The sequence below is a fragment of the Diplocloster agilis genome, from assembly GCF_019042275.1.
Lineage (GTDB): Bacteria > Bacillota > Clostridia > Lachnospirales > Lachnospiraceae > Diplocloster > Diplocloster agilis.
Genome location: NZ_JAHQCW010000010.1, coordinates 15,340 through 41,888 on the forward strand (window position 1 = coordinate 15,340; position 26,549 = coordinate 41,888).

Sequence of the window (26,549 nt, forward strand, 5' to 3'; positions counted from 1 at the left end):
TAATTATAATTTATTGATTTCTTGCCGATAATATGGTATGATTTATTTCATCCTATTAAGGAGGCGGAAGCATGGATTATCTATCGGTTGCAAATGTAGCAGAAAAGTGGGGCTTATCCGAGAGAACTGTGCGTAACTACTGCTCCAGAGGCAAAATACCTGGCGCTTTTCTGACGGGAAAGACCTGGAACATTCCTGAAAACGCGGTACGACCGGACCGCGTAAACAAGCGTAAGGGCCAGCCTAAAACTCTGCTGGAATTCTTGAAGGCCGAAAATGCCGGCAAGGTTTCCGGTGGGATTTATCATAAAATCCAGATTGAGCTGACCTATAACTCCAATCATATCGAGGGCAGCTGTCTGACCCATGATCAGACCCGGTATATCTACGAAACAAATACCATTGGCATTGATGCCGGTTCTGTGAATGTAGATGATATTGTGGAAACTGCAAACCATTTCCGATGCATTGATATCTGTATCGACCAGGCTAATTTTACCTTGAGGGAGTCGTTTATCAAACAGCTGCATCTTGTGTTGAAAAGCGGCACCAGTGATTCCCGGAAAGACTGGTTTGCTGTAGGGAACTATAAGCGGTTCCCCAATGAGGTTGGCGGCCGGACAACGACGGAGCCGGAAGAAGTGGCGGGTAAAATGAAAGAGCTGCTGACCTGTTACAATGCCGGCAAAAACAAAACTTTGGAAGATCTGCTGGAATTTCATTACCGGTTTGAGTCCATCCACCCTTTTCAGGACGGGAATGGGCGGGTAGGGCGGCTGATCTTATTTAAGGAATGTCTGCGCAATAACCTTGTACCTTTTATCATAGATGATACATTGAAAATGTTTTACTACCGAGGGCTTCATGAATGGCCATCCGAGCGCGGCTATCTGACCGATACCTGCCTGACGGCGCAGGACCGGTTCAAAAAATATCTGGATTATTTCCGAATCCCCTATGATGACAAACCTCATCAAGATGTATGATCTCTTCCAGAGAACACTGGTCCTCCAGCAAACGGTATAGCTTCAGAACCGTTTTCCGGAGGGGATGCCGGGGACCGATACCGCTGTATTTATCGAGGGCTTTCCCGATTCCTTCGCGTTCTATATAAGAGCGAAGAGTTTGGGATTCCTCATCAGGAGCATAGTGATAATAGAAGGCAGCCGCGATACCGACTGCTATATGGGCAGGAAAAACACCGTGTTTCAGACATAGGCCGGCGGCCCCCATCAGCCGGTCATTTGTTCCGAGCTTACGGATAGGGTCCTGGGCGACTCTTTTTACGGAGATTCCCAGCTGCCGGTTACCGAACCGGTATAGCAGCTCGTCCGAATATAGGAGCAGCGCTTCCAGATCCTGGTCATACTCATGGGCCATTCCGATGCTGATTTCCTGGAGGGCCTTCGACGTGATGTAGCGGATGGCCGGAATTTGTATGGCTGTCGCCAGGGCCGGAATATCCAGGATATCGCCCAGATAAGCGGTCACGGCATGGGCCATATTATACATAAAGAGTTTTTTACGGATAGGGAAGTCAAAGGGCTCACAGGGGACCATGTGTTTGATCTTTAATAGCCCGCCAAGCCAGCTGCTGCGGTCGATCGGAAGCTCGCTGTAATCCTCCGCGATCACACGTAGAGGGTCGCCGTCCTGCAGCCGGGGACTCATGACCGGTACATTTCTGCCGATACAGGTTTCTACCATTCCGGTTTTTTTTCGAAATAATGCGGTCTCGGACCCAGTCAGATGGCCGGCTATCAATTCTCCCAGATATACATTCGCCTGCACCATATTTTCACATACAATAATATTCAGAGGCGTATCGACGGAGCGTTCCCAGCGCAGCTTAAGAGCGGAAGCGATGACCGGGGCGATGGCGGGAAGAACATTTTTTCCGACCGAGGTGGCCATAACGTCTGTGGTACTGATCTCGTCGAGGACCGCTTCCATGTCCGACGACCATACGCCCCGCACATGCAAAACCGAAATCTCCCAGTTCCGCGTGTCTTTTACAAATCGGATCGGATAGCTTTTGCGCTCATTCAGCCGATCAATCAGTTCTTTGTTCTGATCGATAAATACCACTTCAAACCCAGACTCGCTGAAAAGCTGCCCGATGAACCCTCTGCCGATACTGCCGGCTCCATAAATTACGGATTTCATAGTCTGCTCCTTTACCTCTTATAAATAGTGTCATCTTTCCGAAAGCAATTCCCCCGCCATCTTTTCGTTGGTTACTAATACATCGATGCAGCCTGCCGCCAAAGCGGCTTTCAGGCTTTTAAACTTGCGCTCCCCTGCGGCTATACATAGTTTAGTCGGAATATTTATAAAATCTTCCAAGGAGACGGAAACAGTCCGCTTTTCTAATTGGGGATCGCAGATTTCGCAGTGTTCGTTAATAATGTGGGAACAGATATCGCCGACTGCTCCTGCTTTTTTCAGACGTTCGATTTCATTCTCCCGAAAATAACCCGAAGAAACAAAGATATTTTCTTTCACAAACACACCTACGGTGATGACGGCGATGGTCGTCTGACGCGCCAGATGGAGCACTTCGGTTATATTCCGGTCCTTCATGAGCGCATTCCTGGCTGTGACGCTTTCCAGAACGGCGGGCAGCGGAATCAAATGGCAGGAGCCCCCCAGGTTTCTGGCCATATTCCTGGGAATATCGCTGACATAAGTATCCTGATTCATTTTCGTGACTCCGCCGCAGAGCTGTACCACCCGGATGTTTTTCAAGTCTTCCCGCCCTATGACCGCCTTTGAAAAAGCGTGGAGTGTCTCTCCCCAGCCGACGCCTATGATATCATCCTCACGGATTATCATATTTAAATACTCGGCGGCAGCGCTGCCAAGCCTGTCTAATAAAGCGGGTTCCGAATCAACGACCGGAAGGACAAGGGCTTTTTTTAAACCATATTGTCTGCGCAGGCTTTCTTCCAGGTGGGATTCCGCTTTTATGGGGTCATGGATGCGTATCTCAACGATCCCACGTTCTCTCGCTTCATTCAATAGCTTGCTGATGTAAGTTCTGGACAGGCCCGCTCTGTTGGAGATCTCCTGCTGGCTGAAATTCAATTCATAGTACATCTTCGATATATTCACGAGCAATTGCGTTTTTTCGTATTCATTCATACCGGCGTCGATGCCTCCCCTAGATCATTGAACTAATTATACATTTAATTTATCATATGTGAACGTTTGATACAAGTAATTGATGAAGAATAGAAGCCGGAGGATAGGAGGGGAAAATTGTATTTAGTATATGGCGAGCGCCTTAAACTTTGGCGTGAAATGATCCGAAACAGGTGGAAAAGAATCAAGTTGGTGAAAACGGATAGCTGTAGGGGGCGTATATACGGGCAGATATACGGTAGAAAAAGATTGACATGGAATGGAACATATGATAATAATAGAGTAACAAATGACTAAAAATAAGGAGGGTTTTACATAATGGATCTGTTGGAGCTTGCGTCACATATGGACGCCACACAAGTGCAAAGCAATGTTACGGAAAAGGATATCGATGATCTGATCAAACAGTCTGTGAAATATGGATTTGCGGCCGCATTCGTGCTGCCCTGCTACATGAACCATGTAAAAATGGGACTGGATGGGACGCGGGTGCATACCGGAGGAGTAGTGGGATTTCCCTCGGGCGGTGAGCTGACCGAAACAAAGCTATACGAGACGAGACAGAATATCGCGCTGGGCGCGGAAGAAGTTGACATGGTGATCAATGTTGGCTGGCTGCTATCTGGAAAATATGATTGGGTCAGGGATGAAATCAAAGCGGTCAAAGACATTACAGGGGATATCCCGTTGAAATGTATCATCGAAATAGCGCTGCTGCCCGAGGATTATGCGAAGCGGGCTTGCGAGCTGGTAATAGAAGGCGGCGGTGATTATGTGAAAACAGCGACCGGATGGGTCGCGCCTACCACATTGGATCAGGTGAAGCTGATTAAAAGTGTTGTCGGGGACAGCGTTTATATTAAGGCGGCCGGCGGAATCCGCTCCCGGCAGACCGCCCTTGATTTTTTGGAGGCAGGCGCACACAGGCTGGGGATCAGTGTCAGGAACGCGGTAAAAATACTGCAGGAATAGCAGGGAAAGTGATCCCGGGTTCATCCTGGGGGCTTCGTATGTCCGCTGCTTGCGGTTGAAACCTCGGGCGGTATACGGGGACGCTCCGGGCTGCCGGGTTCTTTTGTATCTCCCTGGGAGCGCGGAGGGCTAGCGCTGGAATACGCTAAGTGAAATCGAAAAGCCGGGTTCAGGAACCGAGCCTATTCACCAGGAACACTTGAAGTGTTCCCGGTTCAGAGGCTCTTGCCCGTCGGACGTGAAGTCCGCCGTGCATCCTGAACCCGGCTTTCCGATTTCACCAAGCGTATTCGCAGCCGCCCTATGCGCTCCCAGGGAGATACAAAAGAACCCGGCAGCCCGGAGCGTCCCCGTATACCGCCCGAGGTTCCAACCGCAAGCAGCGGACATACGAAGCCCCCAGGATGAACCTGTTCCCGTTGAACAGCCCCATACTTTTAACAACACATGTGGTCAGTAACGGAGCATGGACTCCAGATATTTTTCTTTAGCGGTACGGTCATAACCAGGCGGATACATAGCGAGCGCTAAAAATTCATCACGCCAGTTGTTTGTTTCTATTACATATTCTATATTCAGGTCTGCGCATTCGATTAATTTTTGCCGCCCATCCTTGTAATCCAGACATGCATTTAATTTATCGGCAGCCTCATTATACTTTCCTTCCTGTGTATACTGGATACCTAATTGATAACAACATTCCAGATAGACCTCATCACTGCCCTCAAAGCTTTTCAAATCATGAAGGGTGTTCAATTGATAAAAACAGTCTTCAAAGTTCCCATTTTCCAGGAGCTGGACCGCATAGTTGTATTTGGCCTGATTTTGTAATTGCGCTGAATCTTTGTAATCATAGATATTCTTATAATATTCGATGGCTTCTTTGTAGTTTCCCTCTGCAACCAGAACGCCGGCTTCTTGATACTGTATTTCCTTGCTTTGCGTTTCGGAATCCTCATAGTCTGCTGAGTTCTGAATTGATTTCTCATAATCCCCGGAATGTATATCATCTTCCGCTTTTTCATACGGATGGTTCGGATGGATAACAAAAATGGAATAATACCCGATTCCGATGATAAGGGAGAGGGCTAATACAGACAGTAACGAAAAGATAAGAATCCTTTTTTTATGCCGGGTTTTTTGCAACGGAAGGTGTGCGGTTTCTTTTGTTGATTTCTTCCGTTCTTTTTCATATAGGCTTTGTTGACTGTCCGGAAAGGGGGGGAGCGGCTGTAGGATATTACCATCCAGATATCTGGACTGATCCGTGTAGGTTACTTCCTTGAGCATAATCTGAAATTTTGCCACATTCGATACCGGAAGATAGATTGGTGTTTGAGAGCCAAACTCGCCGTGGAATAATACATTCAGTTGGCTATACTGGAAAGAGAAGGGATTTCCCAGCATTTGATTATTATGATCGAACAAGGTAATTTGAACAGAGATGGAACGAATGCTTTTTTCCTGAATGTTGCGGAATTTACATTGCAATAATTGGAGATTCTTTATGCGGTCATAAAGAAGCGCACTTTTTTCAAGTATGACCGGACATCCCGGATACCATAACGTTTCATCATATGTTTGAAGGCGAAGATAGGTGTCAGACATGAACATTTCCCCCCTTTTTAGGAAATTATACTTTGACCGGCAGCTTGGTGGACTGACGGAACTGGACCTCCGTGCGCAGATAGGTAAACGTCGGGGGCAGATCCGGGTCGGCGATCCGGTTCAATAAGAGCCTGGAGGCAATGATCCCCATATCTGCGCTGGGAGTCCGCACCGTGGTCAGCGTGGAATTCATGGAACTTAACGAGAAAGTATCGTCGAACCCGCACAGCAGGACGTCATCCGGCACGGACAGCCCCATTTTGGACAGACAGGAGATCGTCTGCATGGCCAGCAGATCATTGGCGCAGAAGAACATGTCCGGGAGCTTTGCAAGGCCCGCCAGGCGGTTGGACAGCCATCTGTCATCCCCATAAAAGCTGTCGTCATCGATGATGCAGTTCTGCAGGTGAAAGGGGATTCCACTGTCCATAAGGGCGGCCTGATAGCTCTCGAACCGCTCGTGAAAACTCAGACAGTGATTCGGATCGCCGATGAAACCAACCGAACTGATTTTCGTCGTATTCATAATAGTGCGGAGCATATGATAGACGCTGTATTTATTTTCCATCAGAAGAAGATCCGCATGCAGGGAGTGGTGGGGAAAACCGCAGTAGGCATCGGAAAACAGAACCGGTTTCTGCAGGCCGCACAGCATGCGGGTATAAGACTCGTCAAATAGCTCCAGACAGATCAAAGCATCGACCTGGCCCAGTTTCAGATTCTGAGGCAGCGACAGAGAAAGGATGTCTTCGTTGCTCAAAATGTGAATGGTCAGGGAGTAGCCGTGCTTGCTGATCTCCTGTTCCAGAGTGGCCATCAGGGTCGAAGCGATATGGAACCGGTTTGGCATAATATGGGCCAGCAGTGCCAGATTTCCTCCTTTTTCGGACGGATTGGCATCCGGGTCCGGAACATCCGCCAGATAGGCGAATTGTTTGTAATTCATTTCTTTTGCCTTTTGCAGCACCGCGCGGACGGTCTTCTCCGGCATTCCGCTGGAACCGTTCAACGCTTTGGAAACCGTGGTGCGGGAAAGTCCAAGTGCGTCGGCAATATCTTGAATGGTAACTTTTTCTTTTGACATTTCAAACCCCTCGAATCTGTGGAATATTCTTGATTTTTCGTTCTTTTCTTTCTATATTAACGAAAACGCAACTAAATTGCAAGCGAAATATATAAAAATGTTAAAATTTATTATTTAAATGTTCAAATATAATAGGAAAAATTGAACGTATGTTAATGAAATACAGAGAGTATAAGTTGTTTACCCTGTTGTCTGTGAAACAAATGTTAAAATATAAACCCGATAATAAACAAAAATGTCAAAATAAAATTGAAAAAATGTCAAAATAAATATTGACATTAGTTAAAATAGATGATAATATTCACAATAAGAACAGAAGAAAAAGATAATTTCCTGTCGAAATATACTTAATAATATCCAGACGGATGAATCCTGGAAATAATAAATAAGATCCAGAATTTACCGTATGAGGAAAAAGTGAACAAATGTAAACTTGAAATGGCGATCTGGGTTTGCAAAATGAATAGCCTTAACTACAAAGTTTTACATAATTAAAAGAGGAAATTATCTAAACGATCTTTTCAATCAGTAAAAGGAGGGAAAATAGAAACAATAAACAATAAACAATAAACAATAAACAAGAAAGCACGCAGGCTGCAAGCTGTCCAATAATTGAAATTATGAGGGCAAGGAAATAATGGAAAGATAAAATCCCGGGAGATTCCAAAATCCGTTTCCATAAATGAAATGGATGGAAAACAGATCACAGAAGCAACAATCAGGCAATATATACAAAATCACACAACAAAAACCAAAGTAACTACCAGAAAAAATGGAGGATTAAGAAAATGAAAAAGTTAGCAGCAATCGGTTTGGCACTTATCATGACCGCAGGCCTGTGTATTGGCTGCGGATCAAAGGAAGCACCCCAGGCAAGTGATCCGGCGCCGGAAGCAGCCGTCAAGGATACCGAAAAACCGGCGGGAGATGACGCGGCTACCAACGCGGACGCCAAGGACGCTTCCGGTCAGGATACGAAGATTACTTTATTAAACACGAAATCGGAACTTCAGACTCAATTTGAGGAGATGGCAAAGAAATATCAGGAGCAGACCGGCGTAACTGTAGAAGTGAATTTTACCAGCGATGTAGTCGGCACACACCTGGCCGGGAAATATGCGGCGGCCGATCCCTACACCATTATGCTGGTCGACCATCCCGATGTCTATGACTTCCGGGAATATCTGGCGGATTTAAGCGGCGAGGACTGGATCAAAGACGGCGGCGATACCTACGGGATCACCATCGACGGCAAAGTATACAGCTTCCCGTTTACCGTGGAGGCGGTAGGTCTGATCTACAATGCCGACGCGATCGAGAAAATTACCGGTGAGACTTTCAAACCCGGGGATTACGCTTCCATTGACCAGTTCGAAGGATTATTAAAGAAACTGGCGGACGGCGGCATGGAAACTCCCGTGGCAGTCAACAAAGATGACTGGTCTCTGGCCAACCATTTCTTTGGACAGCTCTATGACCAGCAGGGCAACTCGGCGGACGGTTCCATCGCGTTCGTGGACTCCCTGAAATCCGGCGAGACGAAGCTTATGGACAACGCGCGCTTCAATTCCCTGATGGACAGCTTTGATCTGCTGAAAAAATATAATATCAACGGTTCCGATCCTCTCTCCGCGGATTATGATCTGAACAATTCCTATCTGGCGGAAGGCCAGGTGGCGTTCTGGTTCAACGGCAGCTGGGCGACGGATATCTATGAATACACGGAAAATATCGGCATCATGCCTCTGCCTCAGAAAGATACGACAGATGATGTGAATACCAAACTGGTCAGCGGCGCCAGCAAGGAATTTGTCATCGACGCGAAATACGCGTCGCCGGAACAGCAGCAGGCTGCGAAGGATTTTCTGAACTGGCTGGTATACGATGAAGCGGGACAGACGTTTATGGTAGACGAGTGCAGCATTATCCCCGCGTTCTCCAATATCGAGAAAAAAGTATCCGCGCCGTTAAGCGCTTCCGCGCAGGAATATATCAATGCCGGGCAGTCCATGTACTGGTATCAGGAGATCCCCGGCGATCACGGGACTCAGGCCGGCGCCTCTTTACAGAAATACCTGGGCGGCAATAGCAAGAGGGATGAACTGGCTTCCGAAATCGAAACCTATTGGCAGGCACAAAAATAAGCAAATAAAAAGAGGGGCCGTCACAGAAGTGCGGCCCCATTTACCTTGAACAGAAAGCAGGTGCGAAACCGCATGAAAAGGAAACATTCATTCTGGTATAAGACAGGTACCTTCCTGGGATTTGCCGGGCCGGCGGTCTTTTGTTTTATCATGGTGCTGATGGTACCCTTCGTCTATGGCCTATATCTGACTTTTACCGGGTGGAACGGGATATCGGCGGATAAGGCCTTCGTAGGCTTTGGAAATTATGTGACCACATTTCAGGATGCGGACTTTTGGCGTTCCGTGCTGCTGACCCTGATCTACTCAGCCATATCGGTGATCCTGATCAATGTGCTGGCATTTTTGCTGGCGTATCTGGTCACCAGCGGAGTTAAGGGACAGAATTTTTTCAGAGCGGGATTTTTTACGCCGAATCTGATCGGCGGACTGATACTGGGTTATATCTGGCAGTTTATTTTTTCCAGGGCGCTGGTATCCGTGGGAACAAAACTGCAGATCGGAATTTTTTCCACGTCCTGGCTGTCAGATCCGGACAAGGCGCTGTTCGCCCTTATTATCGTCACAGTATGGCAATACTCGGGCTTCATGATGTTAATCTATATCGCGGGCCTGATGAGCGTACCGAAGGATCTGCTGGAAGCGGCCAGGATCGACGGTTGCCGGCAGTGGCAGTGTACCCGGTTCGTGACCCTGCCTTTGATGGTATCCTCCTTTGTGGTATGCCTGTTCCTGTCCATCACCAGATGCTTCATGGCTTATGACCTGAACCTGTCGCTGACGGACGGAGGCCCTTTTAACTCCACGGTGATGGCCGCCATGCATGTCTATATGAAAGCATTTACAACCAAAGATTACGGCGTAGGCCAGACGGAAGCGGTGATCTTATTTGTCATATGCGTGGCGATTTCCATAAGCCAGGTGATGATCGGCAAGAAGAAAGAGGTGAGCATGTAATATGACAGAGAGAAAAAGAAATTCCGGGATACTGAAAACCTTGCTTCTGTCTGTGATCCTGCTCCTGTACATTTTCCCGTTCTTCCTGGTGTTGATCAACGCGTTTAAGACCAAGATCGATGTCATTAAGAAGCCGCTGTCACTAATCGGAGAGCACGGATTCATTTTGAGCAACTTTGTGCAGGCGGTAGAAAAGATGGATTTTTTCAAAGCACTGGGAAATTCCCTGTTCATTACAGGGTGCAGCGTGATTTTGATTATTTTTGTATCCGCCATGGCCGCCTATATTTTTGCCAGGACTGACTGGATGGCGGGTAAAATCCTGTTTGCCCTGATGATCGCTTCCATGGCGATCCCCTTCCAGGTGCTGATGATTCCGCTGGTTTCGATCTATGGCGGGACCCTGAATATGCTGAATCACAGGACGACGCTTATTTTCATGCATATCGGTTTCAGTGTGAGCATGGGCATATTCCTGTTTCATGGAGCGATCAAAAGCACAGTGCCGATGGAGCTGGAGGAATCAGCTAACATCGACGGGTGCGGCCGGTACAAAACCTTTTTTTTGATCGTGCTGCCCCTGCTAAAACCCATGATCGCTACCCTGGTAATCATCGATGCGCTGAATCTTTGGAATGACTATCTGCTGCCCAGCCTGGTGCTGGGGAAGAAGGAGCTGTATACCCTGCCGATCGCCGCGCGGGCGTTTTATGGGACGTTCTCCTCAGATCTGGGACTGATGATGGCGGCACTGGTTCTGACGATTATTCCGATTCTGGTGTTATATCTGTTCCTGCAGAAGTATATTATCGAGGGTGTGGTCGCCGGGGCGGTGAAGGGTTGAGGAAAGAGGACGGAGGACAAGTAATGGACAACAAGGACAAGACGGCCGTAGGGAGTTACAGACGTCCGGGAGTTCATTTCAGCCCGCCTTCGGGGTGGGTGAACGATCCGAACGGACTGATCTATTTTGGGGGATATTATCATCTGTATTACCAATACTATCCGGACGGACTGACTCACGGCGCGATGCATTGGGGACACGCCAGATCCGTGGATCTGCTCCATTGGGAGTATCTGCCTGTGGCTCTTTATCCGGATGAGCATGGAGAGATATTTTCCGGCAGTATGGTATATGACAGGGAAAATACAAGTGGTTTTGGAACGGATGGCAACGGCCCGTTGGTGGCTGTGTTTACCCATCATTTGGAACGTGGCGGGACGGTGATTCAGTCTCAGAGCCTGGCCTACAGCCTGGATGGGGGGAATTCCTTTCTGAAATACGCGGGAAATCCGGTGCTGAATCCGGGCCTGAGAGATTTTCGGGACCCCAAGGTGTTCTTCCATGAGCCGGAGGGGCGGTGGATCATGGTACTGTCGGCCGGACAGGAGGTGCAGATCTACAGCTCCGTAAACCTAAAGGAATGGGAATACCGGAGCACCTTCCAAAGCGGGGATCAGGAACCGGGGGAAATCTGGGAGTGCCCGGATCTGTTTCCTATGACCCCGGAGAACGGCGATACAGAGAAAACTTCCGGGCAGGAGCAGGTATGGATTTTGACCTTCAGCGTCATAATTCCGGATCGAAAATATTCCTGCGTGAGGTATTTCACCGGAACCTTTAACGGCAGCAGCTTTACATCGAAAACTCCGGCAGGAGAAAAAAAGATACTGGATCTCGGATATGATTTTTACGCGCCGGTTACCTATGAAAATGTGCAAAGCCGCAGGATTCTCATGGGGTGGCAGAACCGGTGGGCCTATGCGGAGAGGCTGCCGGCTGTGAAGTACCGGGGGACCATGTCATTTCCAAGAGAACTGAAACTAATGAGAAGCGGGACAGATTACCGGTTGGCCCAATATCCGGTGCGGGAACTGCTCGACGCGGCTGCGCCTTATCCGGCGCAAAGAGACGGAGCGGCCGTCCTTTTACCGGGCCAGCCCTGTTACATAACGCTGGAACTGCCGCTGCGGGACGAGACGAGAGAATTTTGTTTGACCAATGGGCATAATTGTCTTAAGATCTTAGTAAATACGAACACCAAAGAACTGGAGATCAATCGGACGTCGGTTTTTCCGGAAGACCTGGGAAAAGAGTGGCTGTGCCGGAAAACTTGTCTGAGGGAAATAAAACACCCGGAATCCCTGCGCCTGCTTGTGGATACCAACAGCGTGGAATTATTCTGGGGAGAAGGGGAGGCGGTATGCAGTATGCTTTATTATGCAAAAGCCGCTTTCACGAAATTTCTGACGGATCATCAGGAGGTGCGGTATGAGCTATACCTGGCAGGCGCAGAAGGGAGAGAAAAGCCGGATGAGAGTATGCAGAAAAAGTAACCCGGACAGTAAAACCCAAAAGACACCCGGAACAAAGAAGGAGGCGGCAGTATGAAGGGATGCGATTTTATTTTCTATACGCCCGAGGACCAATATCCCGGGATGCCCCACGGTGAGATGTGCGGAGATATCATGCCGTTTTACTGGGAAGGCAGATATATTTTATTTTTTCTGTACAAGTATTGTATCTATGCGGTGGAGACAGAGGACTTCGTGCATTACGGGAACTTAAGGCTGGTGCTGCAAAACGGCAGTCCCGATGAGCAGGACTGGCATGCGGCGACAGGCAGTGTATTTCACCACGACGGCACGTTCTATTTTTATTATACAGGTTTCTGCGAAGGAAACCGGGGCGTTCCGGGAAAATATGAACAGGCGGTCTTAAGGGCGGTCAGCACCGACCTGATCCACTGGACGAAAGACCGGGACTATTTCTTCCCGCCGGATACCAGGTTTTATGGGGACCGGCACTGGAGAGATCCTCACGTTTTCTGGAATCCGCAGCTGGAACGCTTTTGTATGCTGATAACCGCTACGGAAAAGGATGGGGCTGTCTTAAGAGACGGATGTACGGCGGTATACGTCTCCGATGATGTGAAACACTGGGAACACTATCAAACGATCTATTCGCCCAGAACATTCCCCACCCACGAATGCCACGACGCTTTTCAGATGGGGGACCGGTGGTATCTGACTTTTTCTAATTATTCCCGCTGGTGGGAGACCAGATACCGTTCGGCAATGAGTTTCAACGGCCCTTGGGAGATGCCGGATCAGGATGACATGTTCGACGGCAGGGAATTCTACGCGGCCAAGACAGTGACGGACGGGAAAAAGAGGTATCTGGTGGGATGGCTGTCGATCCGCAAGGACTGCCGGGACGACGGCAGATTTGTGTGGGGAGGAAATGCCTGTGTCCATGAGCTGGTTCAGCGGGAGGACCAAACGCTGGGGGTACGGATGGTGGAAGCGGTGCGCCGGTCATTCCGCCGGAAGCTGCCTTTGCAGATACATGGCTATGAAGGAATATGGAACTTAGAGGAACGTTCACAGATGAGTGCGGATACGGATTCAGAACAGCTCACCGGAATATCCGAGGATGGATTTGGCTGGGCTTCCCTGGGAGAACTGGAAGATCCGTGTCTGTTTGAAGCAACTCTTAGGTGGAAACCGGGAACAAAAGCGGTGGGGCTGATGATCCATGCCAGCGGCGAGAAGCTGGAACGCTGGTGCCAATTAAGATTAGAGCTGACCCATCAGAAGATCGTCATGGATTATTATAACCGGATCGACGGGGATCAGAGTTATATCGATGAACGTCCCGTGCGGTTTCGGGACGGCGAGGCCAGAGTGCAGCTGCTGGTTAGCGGTACGATTATGCAGGTGTATGTGGATGATGTGGCGTTAACGACCAGATGCTACAGCGTACAGTCCGATCTGATGGGGGTATTTACGGAATACGGTACGGTATCCTGTATACAACCGCGGCTGATGGCCCGTTAAGAGATAATGAAAGAAAAATGGAGGAGACGAGATGTTCGCATCGATCATGGGTATGGAGGGCTTACCCCTCATTCAAAACGCCAGAAGCAGGGCGATAAATGCAGAGAATCCCAACGGAGAAAAGGGGAAGGGAGGGATGGCGGCCAGTATACTTGGACCGTCCAGAAAGGGTTCCCCCTGTATCCCTTCCATAGCGCCAGGGGAGACAAAGGTGCTGGCTGAGATGGAAGGGCCCGGAATCATCCGCCATATCTGGATCACGGTGACGGATAAGACCAGCGAACAGAACTGCTTTGTTCTGCGGGATCTGGTTTTGCGGATGTATTGGGATGACGAGGAGAATCCGTCTGTGGAGAGCCCGCTTGGAGACTTTTTCTGCTGCGGCTTCGCGAAGGCGTATCCCGTGAATTCCATGCCGGTGGCGGTAAATCCGACCCGGGGATTTAACTGTTATTTCCCCATGCCCTTTGGGAAAAAGGCGAAAATCACCATCGAAAACCAGAACACGGAGGCGGTTCCTTCCTTTTTCTACCAGGTGGATTACTGCCTGTGTGACGGGCTGCCGGAGAATACGGGATATTTTCACGCCCAGTGGCGGCGTCAGCGGGTGACGGAAAAGCAGAAGGATTATGTGATTCTGGATGGAGTCAAGGGGGCCGGCCAGTATGTGGGGACCTTTATGGCATTGACGACTCTGGAGAGATACTGGTGGGGAGAAGGGGAAGTGAAATTCTATCTGGATGGGGATCAGGATTACCCGACGATCTGCGGCACCGGGACAGAGGATTATTTCGGCGGAGCCTGGAGTTTTGCGACGCAGGAAGGCGGGAAGACGGTTGAGCATACCTATTGCACGCCGTTCTTGGGATATCCGTTTTATTCGGCGCTGGATGACAGCGTACACAATGACTATCATATGGAGGATTGTCCGCCAATGAGGGGGCTCTACCGGTTCCATATACCGGACCCGGTTTATTTTCAGGAGGATATCAAGGTCACGATGCAGCAGATCGGATCGTGCCACCGCGGGATATATGAGAGGCAGGATGATGTGGCTACGGTGGCTTACTGGTATCAGCGGGAACCGCATCAGGCTTTTGAAAAGCTGATGGGAAGAGAGGAGCGGTGGCCGAGGTAGGACATATAACTCCTTTCCGGAAAGTTCGCCGAGGGGCTGTCACACTAACTTAGCGTTCTTCCACGGAGCTACGTATGCCCGTTTCTTAGGGTTTGGAACCGCCGGCGGTATGCGGGGATGCAGGGGGACGCTACGGGCGGCCGGGTTCTTTTGTATCTCCCTGGGAGTGCGGAGGGCTTGCGCTGGAATACGCTAAGTGAAATTGGAAAGCCGGGTTCAGGAACCGAGCCTATTCACCAGGAACACGTGATGTGTTCCCGGTTCAGAGGCTCTTGCCCGTCGGACGTGAAGTCCGCCGGTCATCCTGAACCCGGCTTTCCGATTTCACTAAGCGTATTCACAGCCGCCCTATGCGCCCCCAGGGAGATACAAAAGAACCCGGCCGCCCGTAGCGTCCCCATGCATCCTCCGCATACCGCCGGTGGTTCCAAGCCCTAAGAAACGGGCATACGTAGCTCCGTGAAAGAACGCTAAGTGAGTGCGAAAGCACCTTTCTAAGTATGAAGTATTAAAAAGTTGTTTTATAATTGTGGGCAGCGAGAAACGCTTGAATAATTAAACCTTCATTGGTCCATGCGTAATCGCTATTGTAGCTGACGGCATCATCCAGGCTCATGAGCAGATAGTTTTCGTCTACAAATAGATTTTCATAATCTTTGGGAATGAGTTCAAAGTACCCGATAGCATCCATCCATTTCTTGTTTGTCAATGAATATTGCATTGCGAGTTTTGCACTGCGTCCCATCTGCTGATGACCATCCTTATAGTCCTGGATACCTTCGAACAGATCGTATGCTTCCATAAATTCGCCTTGCTCATTGTAATAATTTCCTAATTGGTATACAGATTCATAATAATTTTCCAGGCCGTTCTTAAGTTTTCCCAGTCCGCCTCTGAGAGAAAAGAAGACTTCGTATGCCTCTTCGAATTTTTTTTCCTTCATCAGCTGCATCGCGTGGCTATAGGTTGCCATGGACTCACTGTCTTTATAATCTGCAAGGGCGGTAAAACGCAAAGAGGCTTCTTCATAGGCCTCATTATTGAAGAATTGATCCGCTATCCTATATTTCATTTCCGTAACCTTGTCTGGGCAGTCCTTGTATTGGCCTAGTTCGGTATAAATGGCCATAGCCTCCTGGTAGTCGCCGGACAATTCCAGTGAACCGGCATACAGATAATTGGTTTCGCTGATTTTGCTTTTGGCGTCTTTATAATCACCAAGATTTTCATATACCGGAAGGGCCTTAGTATATTCCTTGTTTTCTACATATGCCGCAGCCTGGTGATATTGAAACTCCGGTATCAGCAGATACTTTGTTATGACAGCAAATGCAGCCAGGCAGGCACAGCCAATCAGCAAACCGGCTAGCAAGCGCCTCTTATTCTTTGGAGGCTTGGGAGTTTGAATATCCCGGGAATTAGAGTGTATATCATTGCTGTCCGGAGAGGTCTTTGGATCAGGGGCAAGCGGTTCCTCGCCTTCAAACAGAGTACCGTCGGAAAATTGTACCCTTGTTACCGTAAAAGTAAAATGAGTCAAACGCTGATCCGGCAGGAAGATTGGGGTTTGGAAACCAAATATTTGATCTTCCGGCATGCACAGATCTGAATACTGATATGGAAAAGAAAGGATAGAACCTTCCGATTCCGATATGTAACAATCAATTTTTATTGACATTGATTGGATCGGGCGGGACTGAATATTGCGGAATTTACATTGCAGGATATTGCGCTGTGCGGCAGAATCAAAAAGCAGAGCCCATTTTTCAAGGGCTACCGGACAATGTTGCGTCCTCAATGTATGTGGATAGATACGAATCGTCTGGTATCTGGATTCCATAATAGAGCGTCCTTTCCTTTCGGGTTCTCTGAACGATTATAATAATGAAATAAGACATCTAATGAGACATCCAGATTAAAGAGGCGGGAGGGGTTCCTCAGGTACTACCTCTGGCTTCTTTGGCGGAACCGGCTGTTGAGGATGGTTTCCTCCGTTTTGAGCAACAAAACGTGGAGGATTTTGAGCAGAAGCCATACCGCGCATAATATTCAGATTTTGCTGCAGCAGCTCAATGATCTCCGCAAAACCTAAAAACAAGAAACAGGAAATAACACCGGCAATGATACAAGACAATGTGGCAGCTAATTCCGATTGCGTTAACATAATAAATCCGGATAAACAGCCTAGCCCAAGCGCGGTATAGCCGATAACGGTCAGTGCCAAAGCTTTTTTGTTTTTCATAAAACATTCCCTCCATTTGTCTGATATTGATAAAAACTACCATTATTTATTCATAATTATAGAACATATGTACAAAATACTCAAGGTAAAACTATTTAATCTGTTAACTATTTATCTTTCCGCACTTTGCGGCTCGTGAAGGGAATCAAAAGAACCTTGTAATTCTGAAAAATATCTGAAACCTCCTTCTACCGGCCGGCTGCCTCCTCATCCTTGTTATTTATAAGCAGCCGCAGCCGGAACATCCCCGCCTCCGCCTTATAGTCGAGCAGAGCGCCGTACTTTTTCGCAAACGTCGAGATGCTGAGTGTGCCGATTCCATGACCGGGCTCCCGGGCCATCGGAAGATTTTTCTCATCAAATTCAACGGTCCCATCATAGGTATTCGCGATCTCCACCAGGAACTGAGGGGCGCTGACACAGTGGATTTCCAGCCTCTTATCTGTTCCGGGGGCCTGCCGGCTGCATGCGTGAATCGCGTTTTCGATCGCATTGGCAAAAACGGTGGAGAGTTCCGCGGCGTCCACAGGCAGATCGGCCGGAATATCACAGGAGGTGCGAATGACAATCCCGGCATCCGACGCGCGCTGCAGATACAGGGAGAGGATCGCGTTGACCATCACGTTCTGACAGTAACGCGGCAATTGGGTTTCCTTGTTCAACTCATCGAAACGGTCGATTACCCTAAGGGCGTCGGAAGTGTTTCCCTCTTTGAGAAGAACCGATATACCGGCGATATAGTGACGCATATCATGACGGTAAATGCGGAGCTGGTCTTCGCTTCGCTGCACGGCATCTACCTGATTTTTCAGAGCGTCCACCTGATTTTTCAGGACGTCCAGATCCTGCTTTTGATTTAACAGATCATAAGTGCTAATGAACACCTGGTAGATAATATAGTAAACAAATCCGAGAATGACATAAAGAAAGGTGACGCCCAACAGATTGTCCGTTCTCACATGGGGATAAAGGCCCAGGAACATTACAAGCCCCATGAATAGAAGCGGTATGGCCGAGAGAACACGCCAGCTGCTTCTTTTCATATTTGCGGCCAGAAACTGATAAGGGTCCCTCAGATAACGGGAGAAGATAAATAGGATAAGGCAATAAAAAGCAGCCCGGATCAGGGCATCCTGCCAGATCATAACGTATCCGTTGTCTAAAGATCCTCTAAGTATGAAATGAGAAAGTATGGAGACCAGATAAATCGCATTGATCGCGGTCGATATATTGAATAGAAGCTGGGAAGGCTTATCCTGTGTAAAAATCAGAAGAAAGATCAAGCAGGGAACCAGAAGATTCAGTGCGTACAATTGCTTCATCCGTTCCATACCCGGGTACAGAAATTGGAAGGTGGATACCGCGGTGCCAAACAGAGTAATCAGTAGGAAAGCCAGCCACATCGTCCGCCGCCGGCAGCGGAAGCGGGACATAGAAAATATCAGCGCAACCGGAAAGGCGTATGTGATCAGCATCCGTAATATTTGTTGTATGATAATGAAGTTGTCCATATCAATCGCCTCTTTCCAACATGTAGTCGATATAAGTCTGTCTGGCCTCGGAATATCCTCTGGTGATTGTGAGTTCCGTATGAGCGGAAGGAATATCCATGATGAAACTTTTGGGTGTAACGGCTCGGATATATTGCATGTTTACGAGAAAGGATGCGGATATCTTGACGAAACGGCGGTCATCCAGCAGCGGCTGAACGATTTTTTCAAAGGGCTCCCGATACATATTCGTCTCTATGCTGCGGCCGCTATGCAGATGACAGATCAGACGGTGTTTGTAGTATTCCACATAAGTGAGCTGGCTGAAGGGGATCACCTCGGTACTGCTTTTTACACGGACCAGGAAATGGCGCGTCCGCTCAATTGTGAGCCGGTTTGTTGCGTCATCTAACGCGTCAAAGAGTTTTTCTTGTTGTACCGGCTTGAGCAGATAGGACTGCGCCTTTACGCCGTATGAATCCAGCGCGAAATCGGGGGAGCTGGTCAGATAGATGATGACGGAAGTATTGTTCGTACGCCGTATGATTTGTCCGGTTTCGATTCCGTCTTTATGAGGCATGAGTATATCGAGCAGATAGATATCATAATGCCCCCGCGCCTCGACAGATTCCAGCAGGTCGTAGCTGGATTGAAAACGGCGCAGGCTGATATCCAGATCAGGCTGGCCCGACGCGTATTCTTTTACCAGAGTATAGACAGATTCCAACTCCATAATATCATTATCGCACAGAGCAATTTGTAACAAGACATCTTCCCCCTTCCCGGCAAAAGTAAGTGAAATATTATGCTAATTAGGTGTGTTCTCTGCATCGTACAGCTTTAAATTGTATAATTCTGATAAGTACCCAATCAAGAGCAGAAGTTCGTTCAAAAAACATAACTGGGATATTGTCGAGACATATCATATAAAAAGATGGTGAAATTGTCAAGAATGGCCGAAAGCCTTCATTTTGGCATATTTTTGAAGCCGGGGACATGAATCCATCATTAAAATATACATGATCTCTTACTATAAAAACTGTAATATTTAGGGGGAATACTTATGAAAATCAGGCACAAAAGAATGGCCTGTGCGTTATTGGCAGGGTTATTGATTTGGGGAGGATTATCGGATATGCTGCCGACGGAAGTCCGGGCTGAGGGAGTAACATCCGGCGCGGATCAAGTGGGAAATGCGGGGAATGACCGAACAGCGGCGCCGTTATCCGCAGGGCTGCCGGCGAACCCGGAAACCCAGGAAACCCAGGAAACATCGGCTCTCCCGGTGGCTGTGGAAAGCCCGGAACCATCGGTCATACCGCCGGCTGCGGAAACTCCTGACCCATCGGCCGGACCATCGGCCACAGAGATTCCGGAACCATCGGCCGGTCCTTCGACAACCGAAACACCGGAGCCATCAGCCAGCCCGGAACCCATGGAAACCCCGGAACCAACTTCCGAACCTGTTCCGGTGGGAACCCCGGAGATCAGTCCTTTCCTGCAGCAGCCCAATGCTCTGCCGCCAGTGTCTGCATCGCTTGATTTAACCAGTGATTTTACCGGAGAAGATTTCAAAATTGATAATTCATTGACATATAATGTCACTATGAACATAACGGGTACCGGAGTGGAGAAGCCGGTTGTGGTACTGACTGTTCCGAAAGGAATCACCATAAAGTATTATCCCAAGGAAGATGATCAGACGCTGAGACCGAATCTTGAGGCCGGATCACAGGTGTTAAAAAGAACAGACTCCGAAGGAAATGAGACGCTTACTTATCATTTTAAATCCAATATTACCACTCTGGGATTTAATATAACCCTTATGCCCACATATAAGCTTATGGAGAAGTCCTATGGAGTCACCGCGGAATATTATGACGGAACCCAGCTTATAGATCAGAAGACGGTGAATACGAAGTTTTATAACAAAACGCTTCATTTGGGCGGACTTTCTTTGTCCAACGGCGGAAACAAACAATCCGTGCTGTTAAACGGGTCAACAAACTATGATATGCCGTGCAAGGTCAATACGTCCGGTTATACCGGGCATTATGCCTACGATTCGGTAAAACTGGAGATCCCTATTCCGGAAGAAGTAGTGCCCGGGTTTGGGGAAAAAGATAACTATGTGCCTATGGAAGAAGGGGTAGCCTATCCGGTTGAGGACCAATACGGAGAATATCAGGTAACCTATCGGGCTTCCTATGCTTATGAGAGCGCAGATCAGAGCGTGAAAGGTTCGACAAAAACATTGATCTATGATTTCCCGTCAGAGCACAAACTGGTGTCGGACTCAAGTTCTGTAAATCTGACCGGCAATATTTATCTTCGATTTACCAATCCTTCGGCCAAGCTTTATTATAATCCGATTTCCGGCAGGATAAGCGCGGTCGTTGGAACAGAAACCATACTTTTAAAGGATTATGGAACCCATACCGGCGACTGGAACTCAGGGTTAGGCTATAATCTGCTGTTTCTGTTTAAAGAGTATAATATAAAGGATTATTTTAATCTGTCAAGCATGACTTATTCCGCAGAGTACGGCACGAATTCGTCGGTACTGCCGCTGGAGTACAATACTTATAACATCTGCAGTATGAAAAATATTACAGATTATACGCTGTATGACGTGAAAATAAGATTCGTTTTGGATCCTGAGGCTTATTGCGATAAAGTAAGGCTGCTTCTGAATGAGTCCGGCGCGATGCCTTCCGCTGCCAGTGTGGAGTATCAGACCAAGAACGGGGTGAAGAAGACAGAACAGCTGAATGTGGATAAGAATGAGCTGACCGTCAATGCGGACGATCCCATAACCGAGATGACAGTTACTTTGGATCATCTGGGTAAAGTCAACGAATATACCAATATGTTATATATCTATAATACGAACAGAGACGGGATCGATGGTAAAAGCGTTCGGAATTCCGCACGGATTATTTCGGCCAGGTGCCCGGAACTGACGGAGACCGGAATTGATCTGGGAACAGATGTCAATCCGTATCATTCGGAGGATGAAGCGGTAACGGTGACGGGGTATCTGAAGACAACGGAGCGTTATAGCCCAATAAGCAGTATACCTTCTGACAGCCTTAATAAGGGAGATTCGGTGACCGTAAGTTTTAACGCCGGCGGTTATTCTAAGATCCTAATAAAAAATCCTTCTTATTATCTGGTCATGCCCAAAGGATTTATTCTGAAGGAATTCATACCGACGGCGAGTTATGCAGGCGTGCCGTATACGCTGCAGCAAAGAGAGCTGTCGGACGGAACGCAGCTCTTTACGCTGAAGTACAGGGATGGTGCCGAACGGTCTGTGGCTTATGGAAGTATGAATAAAATGGAGTTTTTCGTCGGTCCGACCGTAGATACTTCCAAGACCTATTCTACAAAACTGCCGCTTGGTTATTATGTGGAACATGAGCAGGAAATGTTTAACACACCGCAATATTCTTACGTGGACGTCAACGATTATAATGAGAATGGGAGTACGGAGGACAAGTTGGGAAGACCCTACAGCCTTAGTTCCGTGCAGATTAACACGATCTATTCCATCAGTGTACAGGGCGTGCTCGACAGTGATGCCGCGGCCGGTGAAAATGACGAACAGCAGTTTCAATATGGATCAGACGGCCATTATAACCTGTATTTTTATAACGGAAACAGCAGCGGAATCGAACCGGACGACCTGGAATTACAGATTCCTCTGCCCAGAAAGGATGTTTCAGTTGAGAGCGGAGGAACTTCCTATACATCACAGTTCGATGGGCTGTTAACCGGACCGGTGACGCTCAAAGGGGATATTTTGAGCGGCGCGGCGGTGGAATACAGTATCGACGGCGGAAATGAATATGCGGCCGCCGTACAGGATTATAAGGCTGTGACGGATATCAGAATCAGATCCGCGGAGGGTAAAAAATTTACGGAAAATACGGATGCCTCCGTTCATATTCCCGTTCGTGCCAAGTTCCCGGATACTGTGGCGGAGAAGGATAAGGCCTATTTTTGTCCGAGCATCACCTATCGGAAAACAGACGGTTCCGGCCGGGATTCCATAACCGCCCAGCCGGCGGCGATGGTTGCGGCGGCGATGGTTATAAAGGGAACCATCTTTAAAGATTATAATGGAAACGGGGTGATAGACGCCTCGGAAACCAATCCAGGAAAAAGCTACACAGTCAAGCTGTTCCAGGGAAATAAGACGGACGCAGGCGCGCTTGGCACAACTGCCTCAACAGCCGCTACCGGGAATTACCAGATTGGTTTTCTGCTTCCCGGCACCTATACGCTCAAGGTCTACAAGGATGACGATGATTTCTACCTGGCCAACAGCCAATTCGATGATAACGGCGCTTATACCTTCACGGTGGGGGAGGAGACAAAACCTGATCTCTCGGAAGTGAATCTTGGAATCATTTCCGGCAGGACAATGGAGACTAATTTTTCCACAGTTCTGATTCTGGAAGGAAAAACAAGACAGATTGTTCCAACAATCAACCCGCAGCTGACAGCGGATGAGAAGATCACATATGAATCCGCGGATCCTTCGGTCGCAGCCGTTGGAGAGGACGGGACCATTCACTTTGTGTCGGAAGGAGATACTACGGTTACCGTCACTGTTCCGCAGCTGTCCGGACTGGTGAACTTGGGATCGGCGCCAACCGTAACGAAAGAAATTAAGGTATCCTGTCAGCTGGAAGGCTGTCATCTGACCACCAACCTGTATTTTGCCAGGAGCAGTTCGGCAGCGCCGCAGAGCGGGATCAGCGAGCTGAATTACAGTTATTCTGCGCAGTCTGGTTATGGTACGGTATACTGTCTGTTTGAAGACCATGGATATTGCAATGAACCAACCCACAAGAAGAAGGGTATCGAGATAGAAGTGGTCAATGACGCAGGCGCGGCCTTGCATATTACGAGCCAGTATGATTATGAAAAATACAGCTCAATCTATTTTACCTACTCCGGCGCAGGCAATATAAAGCTAAAAGCTTCCGACGGCCGAGGTCATGCAAACATGGCTGAGAGCACGCTGACGATTCACATCAAACCCCGTGTGTCCTTTCAGGCCAACGGGGGAACAGGCAGTGTGAGCTCGAAAGAAGTGATATGCGGGGAGCCGTACGGGGATCTTCCGCAGCCTGTACGAACAGGTTATGAATTCCTGGGATGGTTTACGGAACAGAGCGGGGGAAACGAAGTAAAGAGTACAGATACGGTTGCTTTGACCGCAAACCAAACCCTGTATGCCCATTGGAAGGCGGTAACGTATGAGGTGACGTATGATGCAAACACAGCGGATCCGTCCGTTACCGGAATGCCGGACAAAGCGCAGCAAAAGATCCACGATGTGGACCTGAAGCTATCCGCCGCGCAGCCGAAGCGGACCGGTTATCAATTTGATAAATGGAATACCAGAGCAGACGGAAACGGAACGGCTTATGCTGCAGGCGATATCTATAAGAAAAACGAAGGGATATGTCTTTATGCGTGCTGGAAACCGAATACGGATACCAAATATGTAGTCAACCATTATAAGCAAAACGTGGACGGGGTTGGTTATGGCCAGCCTGAAATTGAGAACTTAGAGGGTACCACAGAGAAACAGGTGACGCCGGCGGTTAAGGATTATACCGGATTTACCGGGCCTGCCCCCCAAAAGATCACGATAGCCGCGGACGGTTCCACCGTACTGGATTATAAGTATACCAGGAACCAATACAGCCTGACGGCAGCGGCCGGCGCCGGGATCAGAGAAACCACGGGAAGCGCCTCCTTCGTGTATTATGACGTAGCCGTAAAGATAGAGGCAGTGCCGGATGACGGTTATCATTTTAAAGAATGGACCAGCAGCTCTCCGGCTTTGGTGCCGGGAAGCCAAACGGCAGTTTATGAGTTTCATATGCCTGCAAAGGAAGTGACACTGACCGCACAGGCAGAACCGGATATTTATAAGATTACCTATGATCTGGAGAAGGGAACTTGTGAAGGAAATCCGTCCGAGTACACAGTGGAGACAGCGACATTTTCACTGAAGGAGCCGGTGCGAAATGGGTATATCTTTATGGGATGGACCGGAAGCAATGGAGTAAATCCGCAGAAGACCGTGACGATAGAAAAAGGCAGTACAGGTGACAAGATGTATAAGGCCGACTGGAAACCGGTCGAGTACAAGATCGGCTATGAGCTCGACGGCGGAAGTGCGCAGGGGAACCCTGAGATCTATACGGTGGAGACAGCGGACATTACGTTGACGAACCCGGTAAAGACGGGTTATACATTCCTGGGATGGAGCCGGGTATCCGGCGGCATTCCCGAAGAAACGGCGGTGATAGAGCAGGGAAGCACCGGTGATCTTACCTTTTTTGCCCACTGGGCTCCCGGACAGGATACTGCCTATACGGTAAACCACTACCTTCCGGATTTAGACGGAAAATACATCTTAAAAGACCGGGAAGAACGCAAGGGTACGACCAACGCATCTGTCACGCCGGCGGTAAAGAATTATACCGGTTTCACATCGCCTAAAGCGCAGAGCTGCATCATTCAGGCCGACGGGAGTACGGTGCTGGATTATTATTACTTAAGGAACAGTTACCGTCTGACCTTTGATGCCGCCGGAGGAGAAGGCGGAACGAGCATGGGGGTAAAATATGGTTCCAAGCTGACCGCTCCCACGGTGACAAGGGAGGGATATACGTTTGGCGGCTGGATTCCCGCGCTGTCGGATACCATGCCTGCAGCGGATACACAGTACCGGGCAGTCTGGACTTCCCATGTGACATATGACGCCAACGGTGGTCAAAAAGCGCCGGCCGGCCAAGTGCTGCAGGAAGGGGAGAATCTCACCACCGAACTTCCAGCGTATGCGGGCTTTGCATTCCAGGGCTGGAATTCCAGGGCGGACGGCAAGGGAAAGGCTTACCGTGCCGGACAAAGCTACAGCGGCCCGGATGTAACCTTATATGCACAGTGGAGCCAAAATGGGTACCGGATCACCGGTAAAGTGGTGAGTGATGAATATCCGGTTACGGTCACCTTAATGGCGGGCAGCCGGACAATCGCAGTAACGGAAACCGATAGAAACGGTAATTATGAATTCAACGGTATCTCTCCGGGAACCTATAATATCGTAGCGGGACGTTCAGGGCATAAGACCATGACAGTGATGCGTACCATCACAAACGAAGACATAGAGCAAGGTGATATCCTTATGCCTGAGGAGGAAGTCAGCAGCCTGCTTCGGATCGGTGAGAATCTGCCAGATATTATCGTAGGCGGGCTGGAAAAAGAAGCGTTACTTTACGCAGTTCCTGATTCCCATATAAAACTATGGCTGTCGATCAGTGAAAATGAGAAGGATCCGAAGGAGCTTCTGGAACTGCTGGACTCCGACAAGCAGAAAGAATATAAGCCTGGCATGCTGTTAGATATTTCCCTGCTTAAACAGGTGGATCAGAATTCTCTGGAGCTGTTGGAACAATCCGGGACTCTGCTGACCATACTGATCCCGTTACCGCAGAACCAGCAGGGAAAAGACGGATACGTGATCTGCCGGAGTCATGGAGGAAACCTTGAACTGCTTACCACCGAGCCAAATCAATACGGAGAATATCTGGAAGTAAATGAACAGAAAACAGAGCTTACCCTCTATGCCAGAAGATTCTCCCTGTACATGATCGCGTATCAGGATGGAAGTAACGGATCACCTGAGACTGGCGAAGACCAATCCCAGAATACCACAGAGGGTGACAAACATAACGGCGTCCCGGATACAGGCGACGAATCCCCGATTGGATTCTGGCTTTTGTGCGAATGTGCGGTCCTGACGGCGGGAACGGCATTGGTTGTCCGGGAAATCCGGAAACGGAAGAGAAAGAGCGGCAGCCGGTAATAATGTGAATAAAAATTCCTTATGCCGGAATCTGAG

At 48.7% G+C, this 26,549-nt stretch carries 17 protein-coding genes; 9 read left to right on the plus strand and 8 right to left on the minus strand.

All coding sequences use genetic code 11. The features are described from left to right. Positions 1 to 71: 71 nt before the first annotated feature. The gene (locus KTH89_RS07880; protein WP_238721308.1) at positions 72 to 986 is read left to right on the plus strand and encodes a Fic family protein; all 915 of its coding nucleotides are present in this window, start codon (positions 72 to 74) and stop codon (positions 984 to 986) included. On the opposite strand, the gene KTH89_RS07885 is transcribed toward KTH89_RS07880, so the two are convergent. Together KTH89_RS07885 and KTH89_RS07890 are read right to left on the minus strand one after the other, a co-directional pair. After that, positions 925 to 2,166 (minus strand): mannitol dehydrogenase family protein, encoded by a 1,242-nt coding sequence (locus tag KTH89_RS07885; protein WP_238721309.1) that lies wholly within the window; start codon positions 2,164 to 2,166, stop codon positions 925 to 927. The two genes, KTH89_RS07880 and KTH89_RS07885, sit on opposite strands and share 62 nt — an antisense overlap. A 30-nt stretch (positions 2,167 to 2,196) precedes the next feature. Next, on the minus strand, positions 2,197 to 3,144 hold the full coding sequence (locus tag KTH89_RS07890) for a sugar-binding transcriptional regulator (protein ID WP_238721310.1): 948 nt from the start codon (positions 3,142 to 3,144) through the stop codon (positions 2,197 to 2,199). Between the two features lie 318 nt (positions 3,145 to 3,462). Between KTH89_RS07890 and deoC the strand changes: the two genes are divergently transcribed. Further along, positions 3,463 to 4,116, plus strand: coding sequence for a deoxyribose-phosphate aldolase (gene deoC, locus KTH89_RS07895; RefSeq protein WP_238721311.1), 654 nt, complete (start codon positions 3,463 to 3,465; stop codon positions 4,114 to 4,116). Positions 4,117 to 4,569: 453 nt separating this feature from the next. On the opposite strand, the gene KTH89_RS07900 is transcribed toward deoC, so the two are convergent. Further along, complete coding sequence (locus KTH89_RS07900; protein ID WP_238721312.1) at positions 4,570 to 5,724, minus strand: tetratricopeptide repeat protein; 1,155 nt, start codon at positions 5,722 to 5,724, stop codon at positions 4,570 to 4,572. A 25-nt stretch (positions 5,725 to 5,749) separates the two neighbouring features. After that, positions 5,750 to 6,808: a LacI family DNA-binding transcriptional regulator gene (locus tag KTH89_RS07905; protein WP_158345912.1), complete on the minus strand. Its 1,059-nt coding sequence runs from the start codon at positions 6,806 to 6,808 to the stop codon at positions 5,750 to 5,752. 788 nt (positions 6,809 to 7,596) lie between these two features. Between KTH89_RS07905 and KTH89_RS07910 the strand changes: the two genes are divergently transcribed. The 6 genes from KTH89_RS07910 to KTH89_RS07935 all read left to right on the plus strand — a co-directional run bounded on the left by KTH89_RS07910 (position 7,597) and on the right by KTH89_RS07935 (position 14,887). Continuing rightward, positions 7,597 to 8,952 (plus strand): ABC transporter substrate-binding protein, encoded by a 1,356-nt coding sequence (locus tag KTH89_RS07910; protein ID WP_238721313.1) that lies wholly within the window; start codon positions 7,597 to 7,599, stop codon positions 8,950 to 8,952. A 72-nt stretch (positions 8,953 to 9,024) separates the two neighbouring features. Continuing rightward, the gene (locus tag KTH89_RS07915; RefSeq protein WP_238721314.1) at positions 9,025 to 9,909 is read left to right on the plus strand and encodes a carbohydrate ABC transporter permease; all 885 of its coding nucleotides are present in this window, start codon (positions 9,025 to 9,027) and stop codon (positions 9,907 to 9,909) included. Between the two features lies 1 nt (position 9,910). Next, complete coding sequence (locus KTH89_RS07920; RefSeq protein ID WP_238721315.1) at positions 9,911 to 10,753, plus strand: carbohydrate ABC transporter permease; 843 nt, start codon at positions 9,911 to 9,913, stop codon at positions 10,751 to 10,753. 23 nt (positions 10,754 to 10,776) lie between these two features. Then, positions 10,777 to 12,246, plus strand: coding sequence for a glycoside hydrolase family 32 protein (locus tag KTH89_RS07925; RefSeq protein WP_238721316.1), 1,470 nt, complete (start codon positions 10,777 to 10,779; stop codon positions 12,244 to 12,246). A 51-nt stretch (positions 12,247 to 12,297) separates the two neighbouring features. Continuing rightward, positions 12,298 to 13,749: a glycoside hydrolase family protein gene (locus KTH89_RS07930; protein WP_238721317.1), complete on the plus strand. Its 1,452-nt coding sequence runs from the start codon at positions 12,298 to 12,300 to the stop codon at positions 13,747 to 13,749. A 31-nt stretch (positions 13,750 to 13,780) separates the two neighbouring features. Beyond that, complete coding sequence (locus tag KTH89_RS07935; protein ID WP_238721318.1) at positions 13,781 to 14,887, plus strand: glycoside hydrolase family 172 protein; 1,107 nt, start codon at positions 13,781 to 13,783, stop codon at positions 14,885 to 14,887. A 508-nt stretch (positions 14,888 to 15,395) separates the two neighbouring features. Here the strand turns inward: KTH89_RS07935 and KTH89_RS07940 are convergent. From KTH89_RS07940 to KTH89_RS07955, 4 genes are all read right to left on the minus strand, one after another. Beyond that, positions 15,396 to 16,727 (minus strand): tetratricopeptide repeat protein, encoded by a 1,332-nt coding sequence (locus KTH89_RS07940; protein WP_238721319.1) that lies wholly within the window; start codon positions 16,725 to 16,727, stop codon positions 15,396 to 15,398. A gap of 75 nt (positions 16,728 to 16,802) precedes the next feature. Next, on the minus strand, positions 16,803 to 17,129 hold the full coding sequence (locus KTH89_RS07945; RefSeq protein ID WP_158348645.1) for a hypothetical protein: 327 nt from the start codon (positions 17,127 to 17,129) through the stop codon (positions 16,803 to 16,805). Positions 17,130 to 17,317: 188 nt separating this feature from the next. Then, the gene (locus KTH89_RS07950) at positions 17,318 to 18,640 is read right to left on the minus strand and encodes a sensor histidine kinase (protein ID WP_238721320.1); all 1,323 of its coding nucleotides are present in this window, start codon (positions 18,638 to 18,640) and stop codon (positions 17,318 to 17,320) included. Between the two features lies 1 nt (position 18,641). Continuing rightward, positions 18,642 to 19,385, minus strand: a complete 744-nt coding sequence (locus KTH89_RS07955; protein ID WP_158348647.1) for a LytR/AlgR family response regulator transcription factor — start codon at positions 19,383 to 19,385, stop codon at positions 18,642 to 18,644. Positions 19,386 to 19,682: 297 nt separating this feature from the next. On the opposite strand from KTH89_RS07955, the gene KTH89_RS07960 reads away from it, so the two are divergent. Beyond that, complete coding sequence (locus KTH89_RS07960) at positions 19,683 to 26,513, plus strand: InlB B-repeat-containing protein (protein WP_238721321.1); 6,831 nt, start codon at positions 19,683 to 19,685, stop codon at positions 26,511 to 26,513. Positions 26,514 to 26,549: the final 36 nt, after the last annotated feature.

What these genes read in the sequence shown, in the direction of transcription:
- deoC (WP_238721311.1), top strand. Translation starts at nt 3,463, where the DNA reads ATGGATCTGTTGGAGCTTGCGTCACATATGGACGCCACACAAGTGCAA.
- KTH89_RS07905 (WP_158345912.1), bottom strand. Translation starts at nt 6,808, where the DNA reads ATGTCAAAAGAAAAAGTTACCATTCAAGATATTGCCGACGCACTTGGA.
- KTH89_RS07880 (WP_238721308.1), top strand. Translation starts at nt 72, where the DNA reads ATGGATTATCTATCGGTTGCAAATGTAGCAGAAAAGTGGGGCTTATCC.
- KTH89_RS07890 (WP_238721310.1), bottom strand. Translation starts at nt 3,144, where the DNA reads ATGAATGAATACGAAAAAACGCAATTGCTCGTGAATATATCGAAGATG.
- KTH89_RS07925 (WP_238721316.1), top strand. Translation starts at nt 10,777, where the DNA reads ATGGACAACAAGGACAAGACGGCCGTAGGGAGTTACAGACGTCCGGGA.
- KTH89_RS07920 (WP_238721315.1), top strand. Translation starts at nt 9,911, where the DNA reads ATGACAGAGAGAAAAAGAAATTCCGGGATACTGAAAACCTTGCTTCTG.
- KTH89_RS07960 (WP_238721321.1), top strand. Translation starts at nt 19,683, where the DNA reads ATGAAAATCAGGCACAAAAGAATGGCCTGTGCGTTATTGGCAGGGTTA.
- KTH89_RS07930 (WP_238721317.1), top strand. Translation starts at nt 12,298, where the DNA reads ATGAAGGGATGCGATTTTATTTTCTATACGCCCGAGGACCAATATCCC.
- KTH89_RS07935 (WP_238721318.1), top strand. Translation starts at nt 13,781, where the DNA reads ATGTTCGCATCGATCATGGGTATGGAGGGCTTACCCCTCATTCAAAAC.
- KTH89_RS07940 (WP_238721319.1), bottom strand. Translation starts at nt 16,727, where the DNA reads ATGGAATCCAGATACCAGACGATTCGTATCTATCCACATACATTGAGG.
- KTH89_RS07950 (WP_238721320.1), bottom strand. Translation starts at nt 18,640, where the DNA reads ATGGACAACTTCATTATCATACAACAAATATTACGGATGCTGATCACA.
- KTH89_RS07900 (WP_238721312.1), bottom strand. Translation starts at nt 5,724, where the DNA reads ATGTCTGACACCTATCTTCGCCTTCAAACATATGATGAAACGTTATGG.
- KTH89_RS07945 (WP_158348645.1), bottom strand. Translation starts at nt 17,129, where the DNA reads ATGAAAAACAAAAAAGCTTTGGCACTGACCGTTATCGGCTATACCGCG.
- KTH89_RS07885 (WP_238721309.1), bottom strand. Translation starts at nt 2,166, where the DNA reads ATGAAATCCGTAATTTATGGAGCCGGCAGTATCGGCAGAGGGTTCATC.
- KTH89_RS07915 (WP_238721314.1), top strand. Translation starts at nt 9,025, where the DNA reads ATGAAAAGGAAACATTCATTCTGGTATAAGACAGGTACCTTCCTGGGA.
- KTH89_RS07910 (WP_238721313.1), top strand. Translation starts at nt 7,597, where the DNA reads ATGAAAAAGTTAGCAGCAATCGGTTTGGCACTTATCATGACCGCAGGC.